Source organism: Aquimarina sp. MMG015 (genome assembly GCF_018100855.1).
GTDB lineage: Bacteria > Bacteroidota > Bacteroidia > Flavobacteriales > Flavobacteriaceae > Aquimarina > Aquimarina latercula.
In genome coordinates this window covers 293,314-320,252 of record NZ_JAGJEB010000004.1, presented here as the reverse complement: position 1 = coordinate 320,252, position 26,939 = coordinate 293,314, and the positions used below count along the sequence as shown (strand labels likewise).

24 protein-coding genes are annotated in these 26,939 nt (G+C 32.8%); 21 read left to right on the top strand and 3 right to left on the bottom strand.

The window, feature by feature from the left end:
* Window positions 1-6 precede the first annotated feature (6 nt).
* The 21 genes from sprA to tsaB all read left to right on the top strand — a co-directional run bounded on the left by sprA (window position 7) and on the right by tsaB (window position 24,239).
* Entirely contained in the window at window positions 7-7,158 is a 7,152-nt protein-coding gene (gene sprA / locus J8L88_RS10260) for a cell surface protein SprA (RefSeq protein ID WP_247666453.1), read from the top strand.
* A 162-nt stretch (window positions 7,159-7,320) separates the two neighbouring features.
* Window positions 7,321-7,701: a glycine cleavage system protein GcvH gene (gcvH, locus tag J8L88_RS10255; protein WP_027393449.1), complete on the top strand. Its 381-nt coding sequence runs from the start codon at window positions 7,321-7,323 to the stop codon at window positions 7,699-7,701.
* Window positions 7,694-8,086, top strand: coding sequence for a VanZ family protein (locus J8L88_RS10250; protein ID WP_158594405.1), 393 nt, complete (start codon window positions 7,694-7,696; stop codon window positions 8,084-8,086). Before gcvH ends, J8L88_RS10250 begins: the two co-directional genes overlap by 8 nt.
* A gap of 153 nt (window positions 8,087-8,239) precedes the next feature.
* Window positions 8,240-8,965 carry an energy transducer TonB gene (locus J8L88_RS10245; protein ID WP_027393450.1) on the top strand — a complete coding sequence of 242 codons (726 nt, stop codon included), beginning with the start codon at window positions 8,240-8,242 and terminating at the stop codon, window positions 8,963-8,965.
* 112 nt (window positions 8,966-9,077) lie between these two features.
* Complete coding sequence (locus J8L88_RS10240) at window positions 9,078-9,821, top strand: energy transducer TonB (RefSeq protein ID WP_211060685.1); 744 nt, start codon at window positions 9,078-9,080, stop codon at window positions 9,819-9,821.
* A 109-nt stretch (window positions 9,822-9,930) separates the two neighbouring features.
* Window positions 9,931-10,674 (top strand): energy transducer TonB, encoded by a 744-nt coding sequence (locus tag J8L88_RS10235; RefSeq protein ID WP_211060684.1) that lies wholly within the window; start codon window positions 9,931-9,933, stop codon window positions 10,672-10,674.
* A 228-nt stretch (window positions 10,675-10,902) separates the two neighbouring features.
* Window positions 10,903-11,805, top strand: a complete 903-nt coding sequence (gene cyoE, locus J8L88_RS10230; protein ID WP_211060683.1) for a heme o synthase — start codon at window positions 10,903-10,905, stop codon at window positions 11,803-11,805.
* A complete protein-coding gene (locus tag J8L88_RS10225; RefSeq protein ID WP_118388960.1) occupies window positions 11,796-12,377 on the top strand; it encodes a cytochrome c oxidase subunit 3 in 582 nt (193 codons plus the stop codon). The genes cyoE and J8L88_RS10225 overlap by 10 nt, the downstream gene beginning before the upstream one ends.
* Before the next feature lie 48 nt (window positions 12,378-12,425).
* Window positions 12,426-13,409 carry a cytochrome c oxidase subunit 3 gene (locus tag J8L88_RS10220; RefSeq protein ID WP_118388961.1) on the top strand — a complete coding sequence of 328 codons (984 nt, stop codon included), beginning with the start codon at window positions 12,426-12,428 and terminating at the stop codon, window positions 13,407-13,409.
* Between the two features lie 27 nt (window positions 13,410-13,436).
* The gene (locus J8L88_RS10215; RefSeq protein ID WP_027393456.1) at window positions 13,437-13,796 is read left to right on the top strand and encodes a cytochrome C oxidase subunit IV family protein; all 360 of its coding nucleotides are present in this window, start codon (window positions 13,437-13,439) and stop codon (window positions 13,794-13,796) included.
* A gap of 110 nt (window positions 13,797-13,906) precedes the next feature.
* Entirely contained in the window at window positions 13,907-14,560 is a 654-nt protein-coding gene (locus J8L88_RS10210; RefSeq protein WP_027393457.1) for a hypothetical protein, read from the top strand.
* A gap of 3 nt (window positions 14,561-14,563) precedes the next feature.
* Entirely contained in the window at window positions 14,564-15,298 is a 735-nt protein-coding gene (locus J8L88_RS10205; protein ID WP_118388962.1) for an SCO family protein, read from the top strand.
* Window positions 15,291-15,836 carry a DUF420 domain-containing protein gene (locus J8L88_RS10200; protein ID WP_118388963.1) on the top strand — a complete coding sequence of 182 codons (546 nt, stop codon included), beginning with the start codon at window positions 15,291-15,293 and terminating at the stop codon, window positions 15,834-15,836. Before J8L88_RS10205 ends, J8L88_RS10200 begins: the two co-directional genes overlap by 8 nt.
* A 45-nt stretch (window positions 15,837-15,881) precedes the next feature.
* Window positions 15,882-16,106 carry a hypothetical protein gene (locus J8L88_RS10195; RefSeq protein WP_118388964.1) on the top strand — a complete coding sequence of 75 codons (225 nt, stop codon included), beginning with the start codon at window positions 15,882-15,884 and terminating at the stop codon, window positions 16,104-16,106.
* Between the two features lie 235 nt (window positions 16,107-16,341).
* Window positions 16,342-17,043 carry an ABC transporter ATP-binding protein gene (locus J8L88_RS10190; protein ID WP_027393461.1) on the top strand — a complete coding sequence of 234 codons (702 nt, stop codon included), beginning with the start codon at window positions 16,342-16,344 and terminating at the stop codon, window positions 17,041-17,043.
* Window positions 17,036-18,283, top strand: coding sequence for an ABC transporter permease (locus J8L88_RS10185; protein ID WP_027393462.1), 1,248 nt, complete (start codon window positions 17,036-17,038; stop codon window positions 18,281-18,283). The genes J8L88_RS10190 and J8L88_RS10185 overlap by 8 nt, the downstream gene beginning before the upstream one ends.
* 1 nt (window position 18,284) lies before the next feature.
* A complete protein-coding gene (locus J8L88_RS10180) occupies window positions 18,285-19,550 on the top strand; it encodes an ABC transporter permease (RefSeq protein WP_027393463.1) in 1,266 nt (421 codons plus the stop codon).
* Window positions 19,551-19,606: 56 nt separating this feature from the next.
* A complete protein-coding gene (locus J8L88_RS10175) occupies window positions 19,607-20,719 on the top strand; it encodes an efflux RND transporter periplasmic adaptor subunit (RefSeq protein WP_027393464.1) in 1,113 nt (370 codons plus the stop codon).
* Window positions 20,720-20,845: 126 nt separating this feature from the next.
* Complete coding sequence (locus J8L88_RS10170; RefSeq protein ID WP_108802211.1) at window positions 20,846-22,180, top strand: TolC family protein; 1,335 nt, start codon at window positions 20,846-20,848, stop codon at window positions 22,178-22,180.
* 77 nt (window positions 22,181-22,257) lie between these two features.
* Window positions 22,258-23,538, top strand: a complete 1,281-nt coding sequence (locus J8L88_RS10165) for an efflux RND transporter periplasmic adaptor subunit (protein ID WP_211060682.1) — start codon at window positions 22,258-22,260, stop codon at window positions 23,536-23,538.
* Window positions 23,539-23,579: 41 nt separating this feature from the next.
* Window positions 23,580-24,239 (top strand): tRNA (adenosine(37)-N6)-threonylcarbamoyltransferase complex dimerization subunit type 1 TsaB, encoded by a 660-nt coding sequence (tsaB, locus tag J8L88_RS10160; RefSeq protein WP_118388967.1) that lies wholly within the window; start codon window positions 23,580-23,582, stop codon window positions 24,237-24,239.
* Window positions 24,240-24,357: 118 nt separating this feature from the next.
* Here the strand turns inward: tsaB and J8L88_RS10155 are convergent, their stop codons facing one another.
* From J8L88_RS10155 to J8L88_RS10145, 3 genes are all read right to left on the bottom strand, one after another.
* Window positions 24,358-25,029 carry a hypothetical protein gene (locus J8L88_RS10155; RefSeq protein WP_211060681.1) on the bottom strand — a complete coding sequence of 224 codons (672 nt, stop codon included), beginning with the start codon at window positions 25,027-25,029 and terminating at the stop codon, window positions 24,358-24,360.
* 459 nt (window positions 25,030-25,488) lie between these two features.
* Window positions 25,489-25,689: a dodecin family protein gene (locus J8L88_RS10150; protein WP_027393469.1), complete on the bottom strand. Its 201-nt coding sequence runs from the start codon at window positions 25,687-25,689 to the stop codon at window positions 25,489-25,491.
* A 127-nt stretch (window positions 25,690-25,816) separates the two neighbouring features.
* Window positions 25,817-26,722 (bottom strand): NifU family protein, encoded by a 906-nt coding sequence (locus J8L88_RS10145; protein ID WP_118388969.1) that lies wholly within the window; start codon window positions 26,720-26,722, stop codon window positions 25,817-25,819.
* Window positions 26,723-26,939 lie beyond the last annotated feature (217 nt).

Sequence of the window (26,939 nt, the reverse complement as noted above, 5' to 3'; positions counted from 1 at the left end):
AAATTTTTGAAAAGACTAGTTTGTTTAATCGTACTATATGGGGGAGTACTTTTTGGTCAAGAGAATGAAACAGTAAGAGATTCCACAAGTACTACATTTTCTTTAGGAGAAATTTCCTTACCAGATCCTAATAGTATAGTTGCCAAGTATGAATATGATCCAATAACAAATCGCTATATATATCGTGAAATGTTAGGGTCGTTTAATGTTAGGTATCCTTTATTTCTTACTCCAGAAGAATTTGAAGCTCTAGTTGAACAAGAACAAAGAAGAGATTACTTTAAAGAAAAAATAAGTGCTTTTAGTGGAAAAACAGACGGGAGCGAAGAGAAGCGTAAAAATCTTCTCCCTATTTTTTATGTAAACTCAAACTTTTTTGAATCGATTTTCGGCGGAAATGAAATTGAGATAATACCCCAGGGATCTGTTGAAATGGATTTGGGAATTTTGTATACAAAACAAGATAATCCAGCGTTTTCACCAAGAAACAGAAGTAATTTTACGTTTGATTTTGATCAAAGAATTAGTCTTAGTTTGTTAGGTAAAGTTGGAAAAAGATTGCAGATTACCGCAAATTACGATACAGAATCAACCTTTGATTTCCAAAATCAAATAAAGTTAGAATATACTCCTACGGAAGATGATATCATAAGAAGTATCGAAATTGGTAATGTTACAATGCCAATTAATAACTCATTAATTCAAGGATCTCAGAGTCTTTTTGGAGCAAAACTTGGATTGCAGTTTGGTAAAACTAGTGTTACTGCTGTATATTCTGAACAAAGGTCAGAAACAAGATCCGTAAATGTTCAGGGAGGAGGAACCGTAGAAGATTTTGAAATTTTTGCTTTAGAGTATGATGATAATAGGCACTACTTTTTATCTCATTATTTTAGAGATACTTATGATCAAGCTTTAACTAATTATCCTTTTATTAATAATAATATTCAAATTACTAGGATAGAGGTTTGGTTAACGAATAGAGCTACGAGTGCACAAACGCTAACAGATGCGAGAAATATTGTTGCAATTCAGGATTTAGGAGAATCTCCTGATACGGGTAATTTTACAATACCAGTTTCTTTGTTTAATCAGCCAGCAGGATCTTTTCCTGATAATGGAAATAATGATTTAGATCCTTCTGCAATAGGTCCTGGAGGACCTATTACGGATGCTGTTCGTCAGATACCAACTGTGCAACAAGGTTTTACAGGTGCAATTTCAGGATTTAATGAGGGATTTGATTATGCGGTTTTAGAAAATGCGAGACAATTAAATCAAAGCGAGTATACGCTAAATACACAATTGGGGTATATATCCTTAAATCAAAAATTAAATAACGACGAAGTTCTCGCTGTTGCTTTTCAATACACCGTTGGAGGAGAAGTGTTTCAGGTAGGGGAGTTCGCAAATGATGGTGTGGATGCTACTATCGGAGATGATTCAGGTACTGGTATTGAAGCAGGTTCTAGTAATAGTTTGGTAGTGAAAATGCTAAAAAGTCCTATAACTAATGTAGATCTTCCGATTTGGGATCTAATGATGAAGAACATCTATAGTACAGGAGCATTTAGATTAAATTCAGAAGATTTTAGATTAAATATAGTGTATACCAATCCGTCTCCAGTGAATTATATTACACAGGCAGAGGGTGCAACAACAGTGCTTCCTGATGATGTTGCAGAGACAAGGTTGTTGAGTGTTTTTAATATGGATCGGTTAAATCCTAATAATGACCCAGTGCAGGGAGCTGATGGTTCGGGAGATGGTTTCTTTGATTATGTTCCTGGATTAACCATTGATCCAGAAAATGGAAGAGTGATTTTTACAACCGTAGAACCTTTCGGACAGCATCTTTTTAATAAATTAGATAATGACGGAATTACTAACCCTGATGATTATAATAATCCATTAAATTATAATGGAAATCAAAGTAAATATGTATTTAGAGAATTATATACAGAGACAAAAGTAATAGCAGATCAACAAGCTGCCGAAAATAAATATTTTCAACTAAAAGGTAGGTATAAATCCTCTGGGCAAGATGGAATACCTTTAGGAGCATTTAATGTTCCGCAGGGATCTGTTACGGTTACTGCAGGTGGAAGAACGCTACAAGAAGGAGTCGATTATACTGTAAACTATCAATTAGGTAGGGTTAATATATTAGATGAAGCCCTATTGGCTTCTAATACTCCAATTCAGGTTTCTACTGAAAATAATGCTGTGTTTGGACAGCAAACTAAACGTTTTACAGGAGTTAATATAGAGCATAAATTCAGTGATAATTTTATTCTTGGTGGAACCTATTTAAATCTTAATGAAAGGCCGATTACTCAGAAATCTAGTTACGACTTTGAACCTATAAACAATACCTTGTTAGGTTTTAATGTTAATTACTCTACGGAAGTTCCATTCCTAACTAGGATGGTTAATAAGTTACCTAATATAGATACAGATGTACCTTCTAATGTTTCTGTTAGAGCAGAAGGTGCTTATTTGATTGCTGGTGCTCCCAAAGGTGCGGATTTTGGAGGAAAAGTAACGACTTATATAGATGATTTTGAAGGAGCGCAGACACAAATTGATGTGAGTTCTGCATTATCTTGGGAATTATCTAGTGTGCCAATTGGTTTTGATTCTAGAAGTAGTGATGCTGTTCTAGATGGAATTGAATCAGGATTTAGAAGGGCAGATTTATCTTGGTATACAGTTGATCCTATTTTTTATACGAATGACAAGCCTAGTGGTATTTCTGATGAGGATGAGGAGTTTAACCCAGCAAGAAGGGTGTTTCTAGATGAAATTTTTCCTGATACAGATAGACCACCTGGACAGACATTGTCGTTGTTTCCTTTAGATCTTCATTATAGACCATCAGAGCGTGGCCCTTATAATTATAATGATCTGGCTGCTGCTGATAATGTTTTGCCGAATCCTGAAGATAATTTTGCAGGAATAACTCGTCAATTGACATCTACTAATTTTGAGCAATCAAATGTAGAGTTTATCGAATTTTGGTTAATGGATCCATTTTTTGATCCAGGAGGTGGAGGTGCTCCATTGACAAATGCAACAGGCGGTACGATTGTTTTTAACCTAGGTAATATTAGTGAGGATGTTTTAAAAGATGGTAGGAAGCAGTACGAAAATGGACTTCCTGCGGATGGCACAGATACTGATACTTCTCCTACGGATTTCGGTAAAGTTCCAATTAATCAATCTTTGATCTATGCGTTTGATTCAGAAGGTCAGGCAAGAGTAAATCAAGATGCAGGATATGATGGGTTAAGTGATACTGAAGAAGGAGCTTCTTTTCCAAATTTCGATCCTATTGATCCAGCAAATGATAATTATAGATATTTTTTACAGGCAGAAGGAGATATCGTTCAGCGTTATAACGATTATAATGGTACACAAGGGAACTCCCCAACAAGTGTTTCTAATGAAGATCGGGGGAATACCACTTTTCCAACTGCAGAGGATGTGAATCGTGATAATACCATGAATACAATAGATAGTTATTTTGAGTACGAAATACCAATCTTTCCTGGTATGGATGTTGGTGCTGATGGAGGTACAGGATTTGTTACTGATATTAGAGAAGGAAACAGAACTATCTTAAATGGTCAGAATCATGGATATAGATGGCTTCGTTTTAAAGTCCCTATTTATGAACCAACAAACGCAAGAAATATAAGTGATTTTAGATCTATTAGATTTATGAGAATGGTTGTTACTGGTTTTGATGAGCCAGTAATATTAAGATTCGCGACAATGGATCTTGTTCGAGGAGATTATAGAAGGTACGTCCAGCTTGGAAATGTTACAAATGATCCTACAAGTGGATTAAATATTTTTGGAGATAATGAAGTGTTAGTGACTTCAGTTAGTGAAGAAGAAACTCCTAATTACGTAACTCCTCCTGGAGTAAGAAGGGAAGAGTTGATAAATAATAATACCACAATACGGGAAGATGAAAGATCCTTAGCGTTAACAGTTAATGATCTTCAAACAGATGATTCTAGGGGTGTTTACAAAAATTTTAATGTAGACATGCGTCAATATGAAAACCTTGAATTATTCTTACATGCAGAAAATCTTCCAGGACAATCTTCATTGACAAATGACGAGTTAGTTGCCTTTGTAAGGATGGGGAATGATTTTACAAATAACTTTTATCAGATAGAATTACCACTTCAAGTTTCAGACATAGCTACTAGAGTTCCAGATGAAGTCTGGCCTGAAGCTAATAGACTAAATTTACCTTTAGAGTTTTTGCAAGAAGTAAAAGCAACAGTAATAGGAGATGGCTCCTTAAGTAGTACAAACCTTAATTTTTTTAATGGCCCAAATAATCTAAGAGTTGGGATCAAAGGAAATCCGAATTTTGGAGATATCCAGGTGATGATGGTTGGTGTTAAGAATGCTAGTAATACAAATGAATCTGGTTCTGTTTGGTTTAACGAAATGCGTCTAAGTGATCTTAAGAATAGAGGTGGTTGGGCAGCTGTAGGAAGTATGGATGCTAATATTGCGGATTTTGCTACGGTAAGTGCTTCTGGTAGGATTAGTACAATAGGTTTTGGCGGTATAGAACAAGGGCCAAATGAACGAAGTATCGAAGATGTTAAACAATATGACCTTACTACGAATGTAAATTTAGGTCAACTATTGCCGAAGAAATGGGGGTTACAAGTGCCTTTTAACTATAGTAGAGGAGAAGAGCTTATCACGCCACAATATGATCCGGAATTTCTGGATTTAGAATTACAGGATAGACTTGATAATGAGACAGATCCTGAAGAAAAAGAGCGTATAAGAAGGCAATCTGTTAATTATACCAAAAGACAGAGTTTTAACGTAATTGGGCTTCGAAAGGATAGAACTGGTGATAGTAAACCTATGCCTTATGATGTAGAAAATTTGGCTTTTTCGGGGACATACAATCAAACTGATCATCATGATTTTGAAATAGAAAATTCATTAGATCAGAGTGTTCGTTTAGGTGGAACATATGATTTTAGTTTTCAGCCTAAAGAAGTTGAACCCTTTAAAAAGATAAAATTTTTAGGTAGGAGTAAGTATTTTGATTTAATTAAGGATTTTAATTTTAATCTATTACCAACAAGTATTTCTGTTAATTCTAATATTACTAGGCAATTTAATGAGCAAGTGTTTAGAGATATAACACTAGGCCCAAATGATTTAAGGTTGCCTGCACTTACTCAACGTAATTTCTTGTTTGATTGGCAATATGGGATTAATTACAATTTAACAAAATCGCTTAATTTTAGTTTTAATTCGGCTAATAATAGAATTGTAAAGAACTTTATTGATGATGAAGGTAATGTGGATGACTCCATAGGTGTTTGGAGTGGTTTGTTTGATGTTGGTGATCCTAACTTCCATAGCCAACAGTTGCAGGTTAATTATGAGATTCCTTTTAATAAAATTCCATTGTTAAAATTCTTGAGGACAACATATTCTTATTCTGCAGATTTTCAATGGACTAAAGGAAGTGAAGCTCTGAAGAATCTGGATGGGATACCTGATTTGGGTAATACAATACAGAATGCAAATATTCATACTGTAAATGGTTCTTTAGATATGGGAACCTTGTATAAATATGTTGGTTTAACCAAGAAGAAACCTGGAAGGAATAGAGCAAAGAAAAAGAAGCAATCAAAAGAAGCTGATGGTAAAGATACTGCTAAACCGGCTTTAGCTGATTCCAAGAAAAGAACTAAAAAGAAATCTAGTAAACTTACTATAGGAGATAAAGTGCTTAATACTGCAATAGGTCTGGTGACTGCGGTTAAGAAAGTTAATATTAATTATCAACAGGATAACGGTATTTTCTTGCCAGGTTATATTCGGGAACCAGGATTTGTTGGAACTTTAAAACCTACGGTTGGTTTTACATTTGGTAGTCAAGCAGAGATAAGGGATTTAGCTGCAAGAAATGGTTGGTTGACTTTGTATCAGGATTTTAACCAACAATATCGTGAAGTAGAAGGTAGGCAACTAAATATACAGGCTTCAGTAGACTTACTTAAGGATCTTAAGATTGATATTAGTGCTAATAGAAATTATTCCGAAACATATACGGAGAATTATAGAGTTAATTTAGATGTAGAGGATAATTTTGATGGGAATATAAATTTAGATAATCCATATTCGTCTTTAACGGGTAATACTTTTGGTAACTATACTGTTTCCACTTTGTTAATTGGGACTGCTTTTAAGAAAAGCGACGAATTTAACTCAGAAACTTTCGATAAGTTTCGAGAAAATAGACTCGTTATAGCAAGGCGTTTAGCGCTGGAAAGAGGAATAGATCCAGGAACTGGAAATAATTTTCCGGTTGGTCTAGGTCCTACGAATCAAGCGGTTCTTTTGCCTGCGTTCCTAGCAGCGTATACAGGAGCAGATCCTCAAAATGTTCAGAAAGGAGCATTCCGAGATGTTCCTCTACCTAATTGGGATATTAAATATACTGGTTTGATGAACTTAAAATGGTTTAAAAAACGTTTCAAGAGGTTCTCAATGGCACACGGATATCGCGCTAATTATACGATTAATCAATTTCAGACAAACCTAGAGTTTAATCCTAATAATCCAGATGAATTAGATCAAGGAGATAATTTTAAGAATCCTGAATTATATGCTAATGTTAATCTTACGGAGCAATTTAGTCCATTGATTAGGCTAGATATGGAAATGAAAAATTCTATAAAAATTCTTGCCGAATGGAAAAAAGATCGAGCGCTTTCACTAAGTTTTGATAATAATTTACTTACGGAGATTCAGGGTAATGAATATATTATAGGTCTTGGGTATAGGGTGCAAGATCTAACTTTTGTTACTAAGATTGCTGGGAAAAAGACTACTTTAAAAAGTGATCTTAATTTTAGAGCTGATTTATCATTGCGTCAGAATGAAACGATAATTAGATATTTAGATATAGATAATACGCAAGTTACTGCGGGACAGGATATATATGGTATTAAGTTTACTACAGACTACGCATTAAGTAAAAACTTAACGGCGTTACTGTTTTATGATCATACTTTTTCTAAGTATTCAATTTCTACAGCTTTCCCGCAAACTACAATTAGAGGAGGTTTTACATTAAGGTATAATTTTGGGAACTAATAAGGATAGATTGTAATATATTAGAAAAGATTTGTTGCTTTTTTTCTATTCAATCAGTGAATAATTAAATTTTTATAAATTTTAAAGCTGTTTTTCTAAAATTTGATAAAATAAATTTATTTTCGTCTTCAAAATAATAACAACATATAAATACTATTTCGGATGAATATTCCTTCAGAATTAAAATATACAAAAGATCACGAATGGATCAAGATTGATGGAGATATAGCTACAGTAGGGATTACTGATTTTGCACAAGGTGAATTAGGTGATATCGTTTATGTAGAAGTTGAGACAGTTGGTGAAGAGCTGGAACAAGAAGAAGTTTTTGGAACAGTAGAAGCTGTTAAAACAGTTTCAGACTTATTTCTACCATTAACAGGAGAAATCACAGAATTCAATGAGACTTTAGAGAGCGATCCTGAATTAGTTAATAATGATCCATATGGTGATGGTTGGATGGTAAAAATTAAAATAGCAGACGCATCTCAAATAGATGATCTTTTATCTGCTGATGGGTACAAAGAGCTTATCGGTGCGTAGATATTTGCTTGTGCTAGCGGTATTGTATACCTGTGTGATAACTTGGTTATCTTTAGCAAAAGTTTTTATTCCAATTGATATTAAGGTTGAAGGAAGCGATAAAATCGGACACTTTTTAGCATATTTTGTATTTGCAATTGTTTGGTTTTTACCTTTCTTTTTTTCAAGAAAGCAACCAATGAGTTTTTCAAAGAGTTTATGGTTATCAGCTATTTTTGGATTCCTGTTTGGATTGTTAATGGAATTTTTTCAAGCTGTATTAACAAGCTACAGAAATTCTGATTGGAATGATGTTTTAGCAAATACTTCTGGCATTATTTTGGCAGTAATAGTAATGGTAGTGCTTAAAAATAAATTAGTTAGCTTTAGGATGAAAGTGTCGTAAATATTGATTTTGTGGCATTTTACACGTTTTATGAAGTAGATATGATGTGTGCTTAAAAGTTAAAAAATGGATTTTTAGGTTTACATTTTTACGTTTAATTGGAAATTACAAAAGAAATTAGCTATTTTAGCAATCATATAATAACATTGTAGTATGGAACCGAAGAAAAATCCGAAAGCAGATTTGACCAAAAAAAGTGCCTTATTTTTACAATTGGGACTAATTTTAGTTTTGTTTGTCACTTGGCAAAGTATAGAGTGGAAAACCTATGATAGAAGTAATATCGACATAGGTCAAGTTAACCTTGATGAATTAGAGGAAGAGGAAGTTCCTATTACTCAAAATTTAAATACTCCACCACCTCCACCACCTCCACCACCAGCACCAGAAATTATTGATGTTGTTGAAGATGAAGAAGAGGTAGAGGAAACTATTATAGAATCTACGGAAACTAATCAGGAAGAAGAGATTGTTGAGGTAGAAGAAGTAGAAGATGTTGAAGAGGAAGAAGAAATTGCGGACGTTCCTTTTGCTGTAATTGAAAACGTACCAGTTTTTCCGGGTTGTGAAAAAGAAGCTGGTAATACTGCAAAGAAGAAATGTATGAGTGATAAGGTTAAGAAATTTGTTAACCGTAAATTTAATACAGAATTAGGGAGTGAACTAGGTCTTTCGGGAGTGAACAGAATATATGTTCGTTTTAAAATTGATAGAACTGGTAAGATTGTTGGTGTTCAAGCGAGAGGACCACACCCAAGATTAGAAAAAGAAGCTCAAAGAGTTATAAAAATGTTACCTAAAATGACGCCAGGTAAGCAAAGAGGTAAAGCAGTAGGTGTACTGTATTCTTTACCGATTGTTTTCCAGGTTCAGGATTAAGTAAAGTACTTTTTTAAAATATTAGATCCCCTTTGTAATTATTACAAAGGGGATTCTTTTTTTGGTATGCTTGTTGTGTTTAGAATTAACTGTAACGTTAAAACTAAATAATATGAGTAACAAGCATGATGCTAATGTGCGAAAGGGTACATTGGTAAACTTTCAGATTGGACTTGTAGCAAGTCTATTATTCACTTATGTGATGTTTGAGGTGTACACCTCGCAGCCTATCAATAAAGCTTCAGATAAAGAAGTAGTTTTAGAAGATGAGTCATTTGTTTGGGATGGAGCATTTGAGGTTTATCAAGAGCCAGAGCAAAAAGTGGTCGCACAAAAGAAGCCTGTGCCTATTCCAGATCCAACGGATTTTGAAGTTGTAGAAGATGATGTGACTTTAGATGATGTAACGGAAGAGTTTAAGAATGAAGAGCCTGAGGAGACAGCTTCATTTAATCCGGATGCAATAGAGGATAAGGAAGAGGAGGAAATTCCTGAGAATGTACCTTTTTCAGTAGTAGAGGATGTGCCTATTTTTCCTGGTTGTGAACGCTTAAAAACGAATAAAGAAAAAGCAGCCTGTTTTTCTGAGAAGATTAGTAAAATCATTTCTAGAAAATTTAATACGGGTATAGGAAGTGATTATGGACTTAGTGGAGTGCAGAGAATATATGCTTTATTTGATGTGGCAGCAGATGGTACGATTCAGAATATACAAGTAAGAGCCCCACATCCAAAACTAAAAAAAGAAGCAGAGAGAGTAATTCGTTTATTTCCAACAATGACTCCTGGAAAACAACGTCAAACACCAGTGACGGTAAAATATCAATTGCCTATAGTATTTAAGATTCAGGATTAAGTATAGTTGATATATAATATGAGAATCCCGTTACGATAATCGTAAACGGGATTCTTTTTTGGTATGCTTGTTGATCCAGATTTTAATTGTAACGTTAAAACTAAATAGTATGAGTAACAAGCATGATGCGAATGTACGAAAAAGTACATTGGTAAACTTTCAAATTGGGCTTATAGCAAGCCTATTATTCACTTATGTGATGTTCCAGACATATACTTCTATTTCTGTTGTAGATCCTCCTGATGTTGCCTCTAACGAAAAGGAAGATGTAAGTTTTACAATGGATGTTTTTAAGGTTGAAGAAAAGACTAAGAAAAAGATTGTAGTTAAAACAAAAACGATAAAGGAGCCGGATTGGACAAAGCTAAAAAAGGTCGATGATGATATTGTTTTGCAAAAGTTTAAAAAAGCACTAATCGAAGAAGGAGGTGATTCAGACTCTAAAGAAGTTCCGGTTGATTCTATTTCTGATGTAGTTGATAAAGAGGAAGTTATTTATGACATTGATAAAGTTGCAATAGCGCCTATTTACCCAGGATGTGAAGGTTTAAGTACTAATGATGAAAGAATATCTTGTCTTTCTGGTAAAATTAAACGAATCGTTTCAAAAAAATTTAATGCTGATCTAGGAGCAATTTATGGTCTTAAGGGTTTGCAAAGGATTCACGTTCAGTTTCAAGTGGATAAAGATGGTGTTATAAATGAGGTTATGGTTAGAGCGCCACACCCGGCTTTAGAAAAAGAAGCAAGAAGAGTAGTGAAAAAATTCTCGAATATGAGACCTGGGAAGATAGGAAAAGAGCCTGTTAAGGTTAAATATATTTTACCAATTACATTTAAAATTCAAAATTAAGTTTTAAAAACCCATTTGTCTTGGATAGATGGGTTTTCTTTAAAAGTGTATTTTTTCTAAAAGTTAATCATGCTTCATAATTAGTCTTTTAATTAAGGTTAAATGACTGTATTAAGATAAAACAGTTGTTAAAAGGTGAATTATAAATAGTTATAAGTTGTCTATAATCCATTTAAGGCATATCTTTGCACAACTTTTTTAAAAAGACATTTAGTTAACGTGCAAAATTTGAGTATAACCCAAGTCGATACTGCCAAAGTTTCTGTTATTCAGGATTTTAAAGAGATCACTAAAATGCGTTTGGCATTAAGTGTAGTGTTCTCTTCTGTAGCTGGTTATCTTTTAGGAGTAGATACTATTTCTTGGAGTACACTGCTGCTTTTATCAATAGGAGGATATTTTATGGTTGGAGCCTCTAATGCCTTTAATCAAATTATAGAGAGAGATTTAGATGTTTTAATGGATAGGACCAAAAATAGGCCTATTCCATCTGGAAGAATGTCTGTTAATACCGCATTTATTATAGCAGCGGTTTTTACTATTTCTGGTATTTCCGTGCTGTATTTTATTAATCCTCAAACAGCAATGTTTGGTGCGATTTCTATATTTATTTATGTAAGTCTATATACACCGTTAAAAACGAAAACGCCTTTGTCTGTATTTGTAGGCGCTATTCCTGGTGCTATTCCGTTTATGTTAGGTTGGGTTGCAGCTACTAATGATTTTGGAATAGAACCTGGCACCTTGTTTATGATACAATTTTTTTGGCAATTCCCTCATTTTTGGGCAATAGGTTGGTTCTTGTTTGATGATTATAAAAAAGGAGGTTTCTTTATGTTGCCTACCGGTAAAAAGGATAAAAGTACAGCAACGCAGATTGTTATATATACTGTTTGGACAGTAGTAACTTCACTAATACCAGTGTTTGGTGTTACTGGTAAATTATATATTACTCCTGTTTCTGGAGTTTTGATACTAATATTAGGAGCTTTTTTATTGCGATATGCAATTCGTTTATATAAAGTCAAAGATGCTAAGACAGCAAAACAATTAATGTTAGCTAGTGTGTCTTATATTACATTGTTACAGATTATATATGTAGCAGATAAATTTATTCGTGCATGGATTTAACCCAAGGAACAACAAGCGAAAAACAAAAAAGAGCAAAAAAGACCATGATGTGGTTTGCTATGATTAGCATGACCATGACATTTGCTGGTCTTACCAGTGCTTATGTAGTAAGTAAAACAAGAGAAGATTGGTTAACAGACTTAGTTTTTCCAAATGCTTTTATTTTAAGTGTATTGGTAATTATAGCTAGTAGTATATCCTTTTTTCTTTCCAAAAAGGCTATTGATAATGAAAACCGAGGTTTAGCAACATTCTTATTGTTAGCTACATTTGGTTTAGGAGTGCTGTTTGTTTTTATGCAGTTTCAAGGCTTTGAAGATATTATGTCACAGGGTTATTATTTTACAGGGCCCTCTGCGAATATTGTTCCAACTTTTTTGTATATCATTGTAGTATTACATATAGTTCACGTAATTGTTGGGCTACTAGTACTTTTAGTCGTAATTTATAATCATTTTAAACAAAAGTATAAAAGAGGGCAAACCCTTGGTTTAGAACTGGGTGCTATGTATTGGCATTTCGTAGATGTTTTGTGGGTTTATCTCTTTTTATTTTTATATTTCGTGAGATAATAAAATTGATTACTTTTGTGGAAAATTTAACAATACCAAATTCTTTATATGGAAACAGCTGTTACTAATACAGGTACAGAAGGTAAAACTTGGGGCGGAGGCAATCAACCACTCAAGGCGAGTTATGGTAAGATGATGATGTGGTTTTTTATCCTGTCTGATGCGCTTACATTCTCTGGGTTTCTTGCTGCTTACGGTTTTTCAAGATTTAAATTTATTGATTCATGGCCAATAGCGGATGAAGTGTTTAATCACTTTCCGTTTCTTCATGGTGTAGATGCACCAATGTACTATGTTGCATTGATGACATTTATATTGATATTTTCTTCTGTAACTATGGTGTTAGCCGTTGATGCTGGCCATCAAATGAAACAAAAGAAAGTAATACTATATATGTTCCTTACTATTATCGGAGGAGCTATTTTTGTTGGTTCACAGGCGTGGGAGTGGAAAAATTTCATTAAAGGAGAATATGGTGCTGTCGAAACAAAGGGTGGTCAAATACTACAATTTGTTGATAAAGATGGTCATAGAGTGGCATTGCATGATATTGCTGTAGTGGATAATCACAAAGAAAGGCTTCAGCATGAAAGTAAATTGGGTGTTTGGTATGATAAGGAAGGTACACTACCTACATATACTGTTGATGAGATCAGAGAAGGGTTTTCTAAAAGAAGTGATCTTCTTATAAGAACGCAGATACTTACTGAAAAAGGAGAAAAAACAATATTATCTAGAGAAGAATCTTTACGAAGATTGAATACGGATGCTGTTGGTATCGTAGAAGGAGCTAACCTAGTTCATAACGAGTACGGAACACCTCTATTTGCTAACTTCTTTTTCTTTATTACTGGATTTCATGGATTTCACGTATTATCAGGTGTTGTAATTAATATCATCATATTTTTCAATGTGATTTTGGGAACATACGAGAGAAGGAAGAACTATGAAATGGTCGAAAAAGTAGGGCTTTATTGGCACTTTGTAGATTTAGTTTGGGTATTCGTATTTACGTTCTTCTACCTAGTTTAATAATTAAAAGAATTTATAATAGATATTATGGCACACGATACAGCACATCACGAATCGAATACGGCTAAAATCTGGAAAGTATTTATTTTATTATCTGTAGTTACGATAGTAGAAGTAATTTTGGGTATTATTAAACCCGCATTTTTGATAGAGACTACAGTAATTAGTATGAAATTACTTAATTGGATTTTCATAATTCTTACTATATATAAGGCGTATTATATTACTTGGTCTTTTATGCATATGGAAGGTGAAACTAAAGGTTTGCGTAGAGCAGTAGTATGGACAGCAGTATTCCTTATCAGTTATTTAATATTTATATTATTAACAGAAGGTGATTATATTTATGAAGTATTTAAAGCTGGACACAAAAGCTGGGACTTTTAATTTAAAATCCGTTTGTGTTTTTAAGTTAAAAGCATAATAAAAGATAGTAAAAGACGGTTGTTTTCAGCCGTCTTTTTTATTTTTGTAATCGAAGTAAAGTAAACGATTTAATGAAAAAATTTTTAGTTCTTGGAATACTGTTTATACTACCAATAGTGATGTATCTGTTTTTTGCTTCAGCAGTTGATAATTTTTCTAAACTTCCTGTGTTAAAAGAGTCTATAGGAAATTTGGACGATTTTGAAAGCCTTACAGGAGAACAAATTACATTAGAAGATAAGATTACAATATTAGGTTTTTTTGGTGAAGATATTCAGGATAAAAAAGGAAATGTTTTTAATTTAAATCAAAAGATTTATAATAAAAATCGCGAATTCAGGGATTTTCAATTAGTAATGGCATTGCCATATGGTAGCGAGAATGCAGTAAAAGATCTTTTAGAAGAGTTAGATGACATTACTGATGTATCCGGTTGGAAATTTGTTTTCGGAACACCTGAGAGTGTACAACGCTTGTTTAAAGGACTTCAGACGCCTTATAAACTCAATCAAAAAAATGCTTCTAATTTTGTTTTTATTATAGATAAGAATGTAAATCTAAGGGGTAGAGAAGAGAATCAAGAGAAAAATGAGTTAGAGGTCTATGGATATGATACTAGTTCTGTTGCGGATTTAAATAATGTAATGGTTGATGACGTAAAAGTTATCTTAGCTGAGTACCGTTTAGCTCTTAAGAAATATAAAGCAGATCGAAAAGAAAAATAAGGGATGAAAAAATATTCATACGTTGGTATATCATTTATAATTCTGATTTTTGGGATCATTTTTATCCCTAAAATTGTAAATAGAGTAAAGGATACTTCTATTGTTAAAAATGATAGAATGAGTGCGGATAATCCTGTGGCTAATGAAAAACTTTCATACATAAAGATTAATGGTAAGCCTAGAAAAGTTCCGGAGTTTGCATTTTTAAATCAGGATAGTTTGTTAATTACTAATCATGATTATAAGGGAAAGGTATATGTAGTAGATTTTTTCTTTACTAGCTGCCCTACTATCTGCCCAAAAATGAGTCGAAATCTGGCTTATTTACAAAATAAACTTAAAGATTATCAAAATTTTGGAATTGCATCTTTTACGATTAACCCCAAAAGAGATACACCACGGATTCTTAAAAAGTATGCAGAGAATTATGGAATAGTAAATCCAGATTGGCATTTGCTCACAGGGGAGCGAGAAGATTTATATGAATTGGCTAATGCTGGTTTTAATATTTATGCAGCAGAAAACCCAGAGGTTCCAGGAGGATTTGAACATAATGGGTATTTTGCACTAATAGATCAAGAAGGTTACATTAGATCACGTTATGATGCCTCCGGAAATCCTATCATTTATTATAGAGGAACTATCGGAGTTGATGAAAAAAAGGACGAAAACGGAGAAGAAGAACAGGTAACAATCCTATTGGAGGATATTAAAAAGTTATTAAAAGAAAATGAGTAAAAGTACTTCTGAGGTAGAAAAAAAATATAATAAATGGATTGTTATATTGTCCATAGTAATACCGCTAGCTGTAGCAGCATTATTTGGTGTAAACCTTCGTAAATTGGGTTATGATGTTGAACCGCTTACCTTTTTGCCACCAATTTATGCGAGTATTAATGGATTGACTGCTGTGGTTCTTATAGCAGCACTTTGGGCTATTAAAAATAAGAAGTTGCAATTACACGAAAATCTCATGAAATTTGCGATTACATGTTCTGTTTTGTTTTTAGTGATGTATGTAGCGTATCATATGACAAGTGATTCTACAAAGTTTGGTGGAGAAGGATTGATTAAATATGTTTACTACTTCATACTAATTACACATATTGTTTTATCTATTGTTGTGATCCCATTTGTTTTAATAACATATGTTAGAGCTTTGGCTAAAAGTTTTGATAGACATCGGAAGATTGCAAAAATTACATTTCCGATATGGCTGTATGTAGCAATTACCGGGGTAATAGTTTATTTGATGATTTCACCATATTATACGTAAATTTAAAAGTCTAATTGATCATATTCACTTAGATAATATTTCAAAATGAGAACAAAAATATTCTACATATTAGTTTTGTTGTTATTCTTTACAGTTTCAATGGATGCGCAATGTGCTATGTGCAGAGCGGTATTAGAAAGTGAAGAAGGACAAAACACAGCTAAAGGGATTAACAATGGAATCGTGTATTTAATGATTATTCCTTATGTTCTTATTGGGGTTGTAGGGTACTTCATTTACAGAAATAAAAAGAAGCCGATCAAAGACTGATTTTATTTTAATTTTTCTTGACTTTAAATCTTTAACATATTCATAACATATTGAAGTGTAACGAATGTGGTGTAGGAGAAGTCTTATGGTATAAGACTACACTAACCAATTTAAATTATTTCTAGAGGGGAGACTAGAAATTCATCAATTATAATGTATTACACCGTATAGTGTAAGTCTTATTTTAAATTGAAGCTGGCATCATTTGATGTCTATTAAATCTTAATCTAGTATTATGATTGAAATCAAAGACTTACATAAATCTTACCAAATGGGAAGCAATTCCCTTCATGTCCTTAAGGGAATCAATTTTAATGTTAAAGAAGGTGAGCTTGTAGCTATTATGGGATCCTCGGGTTCTGGAAAATCTACGTTGCTTAATATTCTTGGAATGTTAGATGAAGCGGATACAGGAAGTTATTTTTTGGATAACATACCTATTAAAGACTTGAATGAAAAAATAGCAGCTAGGTATAGGAATAAATTCTTAGGGTTTATATTTCAATCATTCAATCTTATTAATTATAAAAATGCGCTAGATAATGTAGCAATGCCATTGTATTATCAAGGTATTAAGAGAAAAGAAAGAACAGATAAAGCACTTCATTATTTAGAAAAAGTTGGTTTGGCTGATTGGGCAACTCATCTTCCGAATGAGTTATCGGGAGGACAAAAGCAGCGTGTGGCGATTGCTAGAGCTTTAGCTTCTGAGCCAAAGGTTTTGTTAGCAGATGAGCCTACAGGAGCACTCGATACTAAAACTTCTTATGAGGTTATGGAGTTAATACAAGGAATTAATGACGAAGGGAAAACTATTCTTATTGTAACCCACGAAGAAGATATAGCTCATATGAGTAAACGAATAGTAAATCTTAAGGATGGTCTTATCATTGATGATGGAATAGTAGAACAAGTAAGAGCAAATTCATATGTTTAATATAGAGCGTTGGCAAGAAATATTTGATACGATTGCTAAGAATAAACTACGTACTTTTTTAACAGGACTTTCAGTTGCTTCAGGGATATTTATTCTAGTAATTCTTCTTGGAGTAGGTCAGGGAATGCAGAATGGAATTTCTCAAGAATTTGAAGGGGATGCATCCAATAGTATTTGGGTTTGGACAAGACCAACTTCTGTAGAATACAAAGGCTTAAATCCAGGGAGATTTTTTAGTATGACTAATGAGGATTTTGACTTTATTCATAAAACGAATGAGGATGTGATCGAGTATGAATCTTCTAGAGTTAGAATATGGAATTCGGTTATTTCTTACAAAAAGGAGTCAGGGAATTATAGGATAGAAGGGATTTTTCCGGGTTTTCAATTTATAGAAAATCAATCAATGGTTTCAGGTAGATTCATTAATCAACAAGATATTAATGAAAAAGGGAAAATTGTAGCAATTGGTAACAAAGTAAAGGAAGCTTTATTCAAAAATGATGAAGATCCTATTGGAAAGTATATAAAATTAAATGATATCCCTTTTAAAGTAGTTGGAGTATATACTGATAAAGGTGGTGAACGCGAAGAAGAACAGGTCTCTGTTCCATCCACCACAGCGCAACAAGTATTTAATAGAGGGCAAAATATCAACAACTTGTCTTATACTCTTAAACCAGAAAAAGATTTTGAAACGGCTGTTGCTAAGTCAGAAGAATTCGTTGCAGGAATAACTACATATTTGAAAAATAAGCATATAATAGCTCCAACAGATGAACGAGCTATTGGTATAGGGAATTCTTTGGAACAAGCTAAAAGGTTCTATAGTCTAATTTTTATGATTAAGGCATTTTTTTGGTGGGTAGGTGTGTGTACAATTATTGCAGGAGTAGTAGGTGTAAGTAATATCATGCTTATTATTGTTAAAGAACGAACTAAAGAAATTGGTATTCGCAAAGCAATAGGAGCAATGCCTTCTTCTATAATTGGTATGATTTTACACGAAGCAATATTTGTGACCGCTATTGCTGGGTTTACAGGATTAATTTTTGGATTAATTTTATTAGAGCTATTAGGCCCAATGATTAAAACTGATTTTATATCTAGTCCCTCGGTTAATTTTAATGTCGCTTTGACGACCGTATTTATATTGATTTTTGCAGGAGCAATTGCAGGGTTTTTTCCTGCCTGGAGAGCAGCAAAAATTAAACCTATTGTAGCACTTAGAGACGAATAATATGTTTAATAGAGATCGATGGAATGAAATTATAGAGGCGCTGACAGCGAATTGGTTTAGAACTTTACTTACCGCTTTTGGAGTGTTTTGGGGGATTTTTATACTTGTTATTTTATTAGCAGCAGGTAAAGGTTTGGAAAATGGTGTTAAGCGCGGTTTTGGAGATATAGCGACTAATACGATGTTTATGTGGACTCAAGTTGCTTCTAAGCCATATAAAGGATTACCAAAAGGGAGAAGATATAATTTTAAGATAGGAGATGTTGGCTCTATTAGAGAAAAGGTTCCTGGATTGAAATATATATCACCCAGAAACCAATTAGGAGGTTTTGGTGGGACAAACAATGTTATTAGAGGTCTTAATGCAGGTGCATTCAATGTATATGGAGATTATCCAGAAATAATTAATCAAGATCCAATAACAATTACTTCTGGCAGGTTTATTAACTATGGTGATATAGATAATAATAGAAAAGTAGCAGTAATTGGAGAAGGAGTGAAGAAAGAGCTATTTAAATTTGGGGAAGAACCAATAGGAGAGTATATAAAAATACAAGGAGTAAGTTTTATGGTAATTGGAACTTACATGAAAAAATCTAATAATGGAGACCGTGAACAAGGTCAGAAAGAGATATTTGTTCCTTTTACTTCTTTTTCGCAAGCTTTTAATCGTGCAGATAATGTCGGTTGGATGGCAATTACCGCAGAGGATGATAACTCAATTACAAGTCTTAAAAAAAGTATTATCGATGTTGTGAAAACGAATCATACAATTCACCCAGAAGATAATAGAGCAGTTGGAAATTTCGATTTGTATGAAGAATTTAGCAAAATTAATGGACTTTTTATAGCACTTAGGGGAGTAGCATATTTTGTTGGAACTTTAGTGTTGTTGTCTGGGATCATTGGAATTAGTAATATTATGCTGATTGTAGTAAAAGAGAGGACCAAAGAAATTGGTATTCGTAGAGCTTTGGGAGCGTCACCTTGGTCCGTGCGAGGACAAATATTATTAGAATCGATTTTTCTAACAATCATATCAGGAATGACAGGTATTGCTGTTTCTACAGGTGTTATATTTTTGGTAAATAAACTGTTAGAAGGAATGCCAGCAAGTGATGAAACCATGTTTGCTAATCCTAGTGTGGACCTTACAGTGGTTTTCGTAGCTTTGTTAATTTTAATTTCTAGTGGGCTGTTAGCAGGTTTGATACCAGCGCAAGTAGCTATAAAAACTAAACCAATAGATGCTTTAAGAGCAGATTAAATGTAAAATCAATCAAATTTACTGTTACAATAGTAAAGAATCAATAAATACTGAAAATGAAAAAAACAATCACTGTTATTATTTTGCTTCTCATTGTAGTTATATTCGGAGGGGCCTTGTATTATTTATATCAAAAAAACCAAGAAGATCCTGTTACCTATAAAACAGAGCAGAGCACGACAGAAACAATTATAAAAAAAACCGTTGCAACCGGAAGTATAGTTCCTAAAGAAGAGGTTTTAATAAAGCCGAACATTTCTGGAATAATAGAAGAAATTTATATCGAGGCTGGTGATCAGATTAAGTCAGGAGATTTAATAGCTAAAATTAGGGTGATTCCTAATGTATCTTCTTTACAGAGTGCTAAAAATGCAGTACAAACTGCAAAAATAGATTTAGATAATCAAGAAAAGGTTTTTAATCGTCAGAAAGAACTATTTGACAAAGGAGTAATATCGGCGAATGAATTTGATGGTGCAGATGTTACATACAAACAATCAAAACAGAACTATGAAGCTGCTCAACAGAATTATCAGATTGTAAGAACTGGTACTACCAGAGGTTTGGGAAGTGCGGCAAACACCTTAATTCGTTCGACTGTAACAGGTATGATTCTAGAGGTTCCTGTAAAAGAAGGAAATCAGGTTATAGAGTCTAATAACTTTAATGATGGAACTACAATTGCCGCGGTTGCTGATGTAGGTCAGATGATTTTTGAGGGTAATGTTGACGAAAGTGAAGTAGGAAAAATAAAAGAAAATTTACCTTTAGAAATAACGGTAGGAGCCATAGAGAATAAAAAATTTGATGCGGTTTTAGATTATATTGCACCAAAAGGAAAAGAAGAAAATGGAGCAATTCAATTTGAAATAAAAGGAACTTTAAATAAAAAAGACACAACTTTTATAAGAGCTGGATTAAGTGCTAATGCATCCATAATTTTAGCAAAAGTCGATAGCGTGATGGCTTTAAAGGAATCACTTATCCAATATGATCCTAAAACCCAAAAACCTTTTGTAGAAGTAGCTATAGGAGAACAAAAATTTGAAAATAGAGATGTAGAGTTAGGTGTTAGTGACGGGATTAATGTTGAAGTAAAAAGTGGAATTACCAAAGAAGATAAGATCAAAGTTTGGAATCAAATTAAGAAGCCAGAGTTTGGGAATTAATTTTTTTTAACAAAAAGTGTAACAATAACAATCAATAGTATACAAATAGGTATTGTGAAGTAAACTAAAAAACTTTATTGTTTTTGGTGAGCCTCCATTCTGACCTCTTAAAATAAAGAAAAACGGATGAAAGTTAAAATTTCAATTATTTGCTGTATCCTTCTTGGGATGATCGCTACGCAAGCACAAGAAAAAAAGTGGACGTTAAGGGAGTGCGTAGAATATGCTTTAGAAAATAATATTACAATTAAGCAATCTGCACTTAATATCGAAACTGCTGAGATAGATAAATTAGCGGCAATAGGAAATTTTGTGCCTACAGTTAATACCTCGGCTAGCCTTTCTTCAAACACAGGAGCCAATATTAACCCAGTAACCAATACTTTCGAGAGTAATACATTTACATCCTTAACAGGTGGTGCTAATTTAGGGCTTACTTTGTTTGATGGTTTACGTAATTTTAGACAGTTACAAAGAGCTAACATGAATAAGTTATTAAGTCAATATAATTTAGGTAAATCAAAAGATGATATTGCATTGTTTGTTGCTAATAGTTATTTGCAAGTTTTATTAAATAAAGAATCTTTAAAAGTAATAGAGAAACAACATGATATTACTTTAGAACAACTTAAACGTACCAAAGATTTAGTAGATGCTGGTGTGTTGCCACAAGGAGATCTATTAGAAATAGAAGCTACTTCGGCAGATGAATTAACGCGTATTGTACAGGCAGAAAATGCAGTATTAATTGCTCGCGTTGGACTAGCGCAAACATTGTTAATTAAGGATTATGAGAAGTTTGATATCGCAGAACAAGAATATCTAATTCCTTCAGCATCTATTCTAAATAAATCAATTGAAGAAATCAGGTCTAGTGCTAGAGGAGCTAGATATGAAGTTCAAATAGCTGAACAAAATAAATTAATTGCTGAAAAGGATTTACAGATCGCAAGAGGAGCATATTACCCAACCTTAAGTGCATTTTTTGGATATAATACAAGATGGGCTGATAACGATTTTTTTGATAGAAGTCTTGTGAAACAATTGTATGAAAATGATGGTTTTTCTTATGGTTTACAATTAAGTGTTCCTATTTTAAATAGGTTTTCGTCAAGAGTAAATGTAAAAAGGAGTAAGGTTAATGTAAAACAGACAGCGTTTCAATTAGAGCAAGCAGAATTAGATCTTGATAGTAATGTGTATCAGGCATATTTAGATGCCAAGGGATCCGCAGAAGCATATGAAGCTTCTCTTGTTGCAGTGAAAGCTCAAGAAAGGGCATATGAGTACGCTAAAGATAGGTACGATGTAGGAAGAACTAATGCCTTTGATTTTAGTCAATCAAAGTTTAGATTAGAAAATGCACAAAGTAATGAGGTGCAAGCAAAGTTTGATTATATATTCAAAATTAAGGTGTTAGAGCTTTATTTTGGAATAAAAATAGCAGATATTAAATTGTAAATAAATAATGGTCTATTTGGGCTGTTACCCAAAAGATCGTAATTTCATCCAATAGAATTAATTTTTTAAAGTAAGCCATGAGTAGAAAAACTTTACTAATCATATTAATAATTGTTGTCGTTTTGGTTATAGGACTGGTCTTTGGTAAAAAGGCAGGATTGTTTGGTAAAGACGGAAACTTGAAAGAAGTTGAAATATCGACAATTGAAAAACTTGATATTATTGAAACTGTTTCTGCAACAGGTAAAATTCAGCCTGAAGTGGAGGTTAAGTTATCCTCTGAGGTTTCGGGTGAAATAATTGATTTACCAATTAAAGAAGGGCAACAAGTAAATAAAGGAGATTTGTTAGTAAGAATTAATCCAGATATTATACAGTCAGGATTGAATAGGTCTCAGGCGGCTTTAGAAAATACGAGAGCTGGTTTACGACAGGCAGAAGCAAGTCTTAAAGAAGCAAAGCTAAGTTATGATCGTAACAAAGAGCTGTTTAATAAAGGAGTTATTTCTAAAGCAGAATGGGATAGTTCTGTTTCTGCATATGAGGTGGCAGAAGCAGCAAAGCAGTCAGCTTTTTATAGTGTAAAGAGTTCTCAAGCTACTGTAAATGAAGCAAAAGATAACCTTAGTAGAACAACTATTTATGCTCCTATGAGCGGAACCGTTTCTAAACTATCCGTAGAATTAGGGGAGCGAGTGGTAGGAACACAACAAATGGCAGGAACGGAAATAGTGAGAGTTGCCAATTTAAGTAACATGGAGGTTGAAGTAGATGTTAATGAAAATGATATTGTAAAAATATCCCTAGGCGATTCTACTATAGTAGAGGTTGATGCCTATCTTAAAAAGCAGTTTAAAGGGTTAGTTACGGAAATTGCAAATTCTGCAGAAAGCACATTGAGTGCAGATCAGGTTACTAATTTTAAAGTAAAGGTTCGTATTCTTGAAGAATCATATAAAGACTTAATAAAAGATAAACCAGAGAGCTATTCTCCTTTTAGACCAGGAATGACCGCAACTGTGGATGTTATTACCAATAAAAGAGAACAAGTGATCGGTGTACCTATCAGTGCGATAGTTATAAAAAGTGACACTTCTAGTAATGTGAAGAGATCTTATACGAAAGAAAAGCTAAAGGAGTCTGATGAAAAGTTCGAATGTGTATTTGTGAAAGATGGAGGAGCGGCTAAATTAAGAGTGATAAAAACAGGTATTCAGGACGATAGTAATATAGAAATTACAGAAGGTTTAGAGGTTGGAGAAGATGTTATTATAGGACCTTATAATGTCGTGACCAAAACACTAAAAACAGGCGATAAAGTATCTTCTAAAAGCGATAAGAAAGAGACTAAAGAATAATATAATAAATAAGGGTATCTTTGCATAAATTTTTTTAAAAGATGCCTTATATTCTTTGTTTAGAAACTTCTACAACTAATTGTTCGGTTGCTTTGTCTAAAGATGGTAAAGTAATTGCTTTTAAGGAAGATTACGACATTAAATATTCTCACGCAGAACGTTTACATCAGTTCATAACAATTGTCATGAAAGAAGCTGGGATAGCTTTAGATAAACTTGATGCAATTGCTGTAAGCAAAGGACCCGGCTCGTACACAGGTCTTAGAATTGGTGTTTCTGCTGCAAAAGGCTTGTGTTTTGGCTTAAATATTCCTCTAATATCTGTTAGTACATTAAAAGGACTTGCTTTACAAGTAAAATCAATGGAAGGTTTTGTTGTTCCTATGCTAGATGCAAGGAGAATGGAAGTATATTCTGCGGTTTTTTCAAGTGATTATAAACAAGTACGAACCATTGAAGCAGAAGTGCTTTCAGAGGACTCTTTTAGTACGTATTTAGAAAACAAGCAAGTATTTTTTATAGGTAATGGGGTAGCTAAGTTCGAAGAGATCTGTAATCATAAGAATGCTAAGTTTATAACTGATAAGTTACCATCCGCTGTGGAGATGGGAATCTTAGGCTATACTAAGTTTTTAGAAAAGGATTTTGAAGATGTTAGTTATTTTGAGCCTTATTACTTAAAAGATTTTGTCGCAGGTTAATAGATATACCATTCCTTAATTGTTGTGAAAGGATATAATAAACAAAAAAGCCATCTACATAGACAGCTTTTTTAATTATTTACTCTAAATTATTAGAGCTTATATTTTTCTAAGGTTTTTAATTCCTTCTACTTCTAGTGCTTAGGAGACTTCTCGAAGGATTGCCATCCATATTTTTTAGTGCATTATATCTAGAAACGAGACGGATTAAATCTTCTTCCTTTCTAACCTTTATCTTTTCCTTTTTCATATACATTTTTAACTCCTCTTCCTTATCGCCAAGAGCGGCTAAAACCTTCTTTTTATTCATGGGAAGTTCCATGATTACACCACGTTCTTCTAAATAGTATTTGGTTTTTATTTGAACCTTTCCTGGAGTAGCCGTACCACTGGCTGATCCTCTTTTATCCGGTTCAGTAATTTTTACATTATACTTTTTGTATATTCTGTATTGCTCGTTTAATTCAACAAGAACATAGTATCCTGGTCTTTTTAAACCACGTTGTGTCTTAAAACTACAGTAGTAATAATAATCTCCATCTATCCTGGCATGAGCTGTAGGATTCTTTACAAGTTCAAATAATTCTGAACCTTTTTTATGTTCTAAAGCATCATTATAGGCATTATAACGGAGCTTGGTGTCAAAAGTTCCAGACTTTTCATCTATGACACTTGCATTTTTGTATTTAAGGCTCTTAAATATGGAACCATCATACTCATCAAAAGTAGTAACTCTCTTGGCTGGTTTTAATAAAGATTGCGGTAATTGTGCAAATAAAACCGGGGACATTATTAGAAATAGAAATTGTAATATTTTTCTCACGGTATATTGATTTAGGTGAATTAAACTTAATGAAAAGGGAGTTTAAATGCAAAAATATAAGTTTTAATACATAATTTTTATCAATTCTTTAATAGAATAACATTTTTTACGGTATATCAATTAGAAATATTGAATTTTATTAAAAAATTAGCATCGTTTTTCTGTGGTAAAACAGTAAAAAATGAACGAAAACGATGTTTTTTTGTAAGAAAAAACTTCAAATAAAAAGCTAAAAGCTTGATTTACTTATTGAAACAAATATTACGAGAGGCTATAAAAATAGGATTGAATTAATAATATATTTTTTTAAAAAAAATTAAATTTTTGATAATTGAATGAATGAAATAGATTTATATCTTTTTAATGAGATATATAAAAAGCATCTCATTATTTGTGAGATGCTTTTTATAATATAGAAGTAATTAATTATTTTATTTCGAAAGAAATCTTTAAAATTACTCGATACTCTTTAATTTGATTGTCATCAATAATCATTTTTTGATCAGATACCCAAGCAGATTTGATGTTTTTAACTGTTTTACTAGCTTCTTTGACACCATTTCTAGCTGCATCTTCCCAACCTTTTTCTGATGATGCTATTACTTCTATTACTTTAACAATTGCCATTTTAATAATTTTTTGGTTAATATTTTATAAAAGAGTCTCTAATATACAAGATACTTTGTTCTTTTTTTAATATTTACCGCTATTATTTTTATGGTTTTTTCGATATCATTAAAGATTATTCGATAAACTACCCATTTATAGCTTCTACAAACTCTACTTTGTCTTTTAGCATTTCTTTTAGCATATTTTCGATACCATTTTTTAATGTAAAAGTAGAGGATGGACATCCACTGCAGGCTCCTTGTAAAATTACTTTTACACCTTTACTCTCTGGATCATAAGAATCGAACATAATATTACCTCCATCACTAGCAACAGCGGGTTTAATATATTCTTCTATAATATTTACAATATCTTTAGAGGTGTCATCTAGTTTTTCAAAATCAGCCTCTGCCTGTTTCTCTACTTGGCTTTTTGATGCAGTAGCGTTTTCTGATAAAACTTCTTTACCTTCTTCTAGATATTCTCTTAAGAACTCTCTTATCTCTAAGGTGATATCATTCCAATCTGCCATATCGTACTTATTAATTGAGATATAATTCTCATCAATGTATACTTCTTTTACAAAAGGAAAATGGAATAGTTTTTCTGCGATAGGAGCTTCTTTAGTATCATCAATGCTCTTAAATTCGTGCCCACTTGTTACTAATTTTTTATTTGCTACAAATTTAAGTACCGCAGGGTTAGGTGTACTTTCTGCATAAATAGTAATAGGTACTTTTTTTGTTGAAGAAGTTTCGCTAATAACAGGTTGCCCGCTATTTAAATAGGTTTTTATTTGTTCTGCAACTTCGTCTTGTACATCACTCCATTCCACAATATCGAATTTATCTATGGCAATAAAATTTTGAGCAATGAATACTCTTTTTACAAAAGGAAGGTAAAATAACTGCTGTGCCAAGGGAGAATTTTTGGCGTGATCTATATTTTCAAATTCATAGCTAGTATGTTGAGTTAAAAAATAATTGGCCTCAAACTTTATAATACTTGCATTAGAAGTTGGTTCTATTTTTATTTCAAAAATCTTTTCCATAATCTAATTTTTGGCAAATTTACTAAAAAGTAATTCCATATGGAGTAGGGTTTATAAGATTAAGAATGTTTTAATACTGGGCTTTAAAGATATGTTCTTGTAAAAATTTATATATTTGAAGCTGGCAAGAAATAATATTTTAATTTGGGAAAAGAAATATTAAAGCCCCACAATATAAGCTGTATTAAATAGTTTATATTGAAATAATTAACCTAGT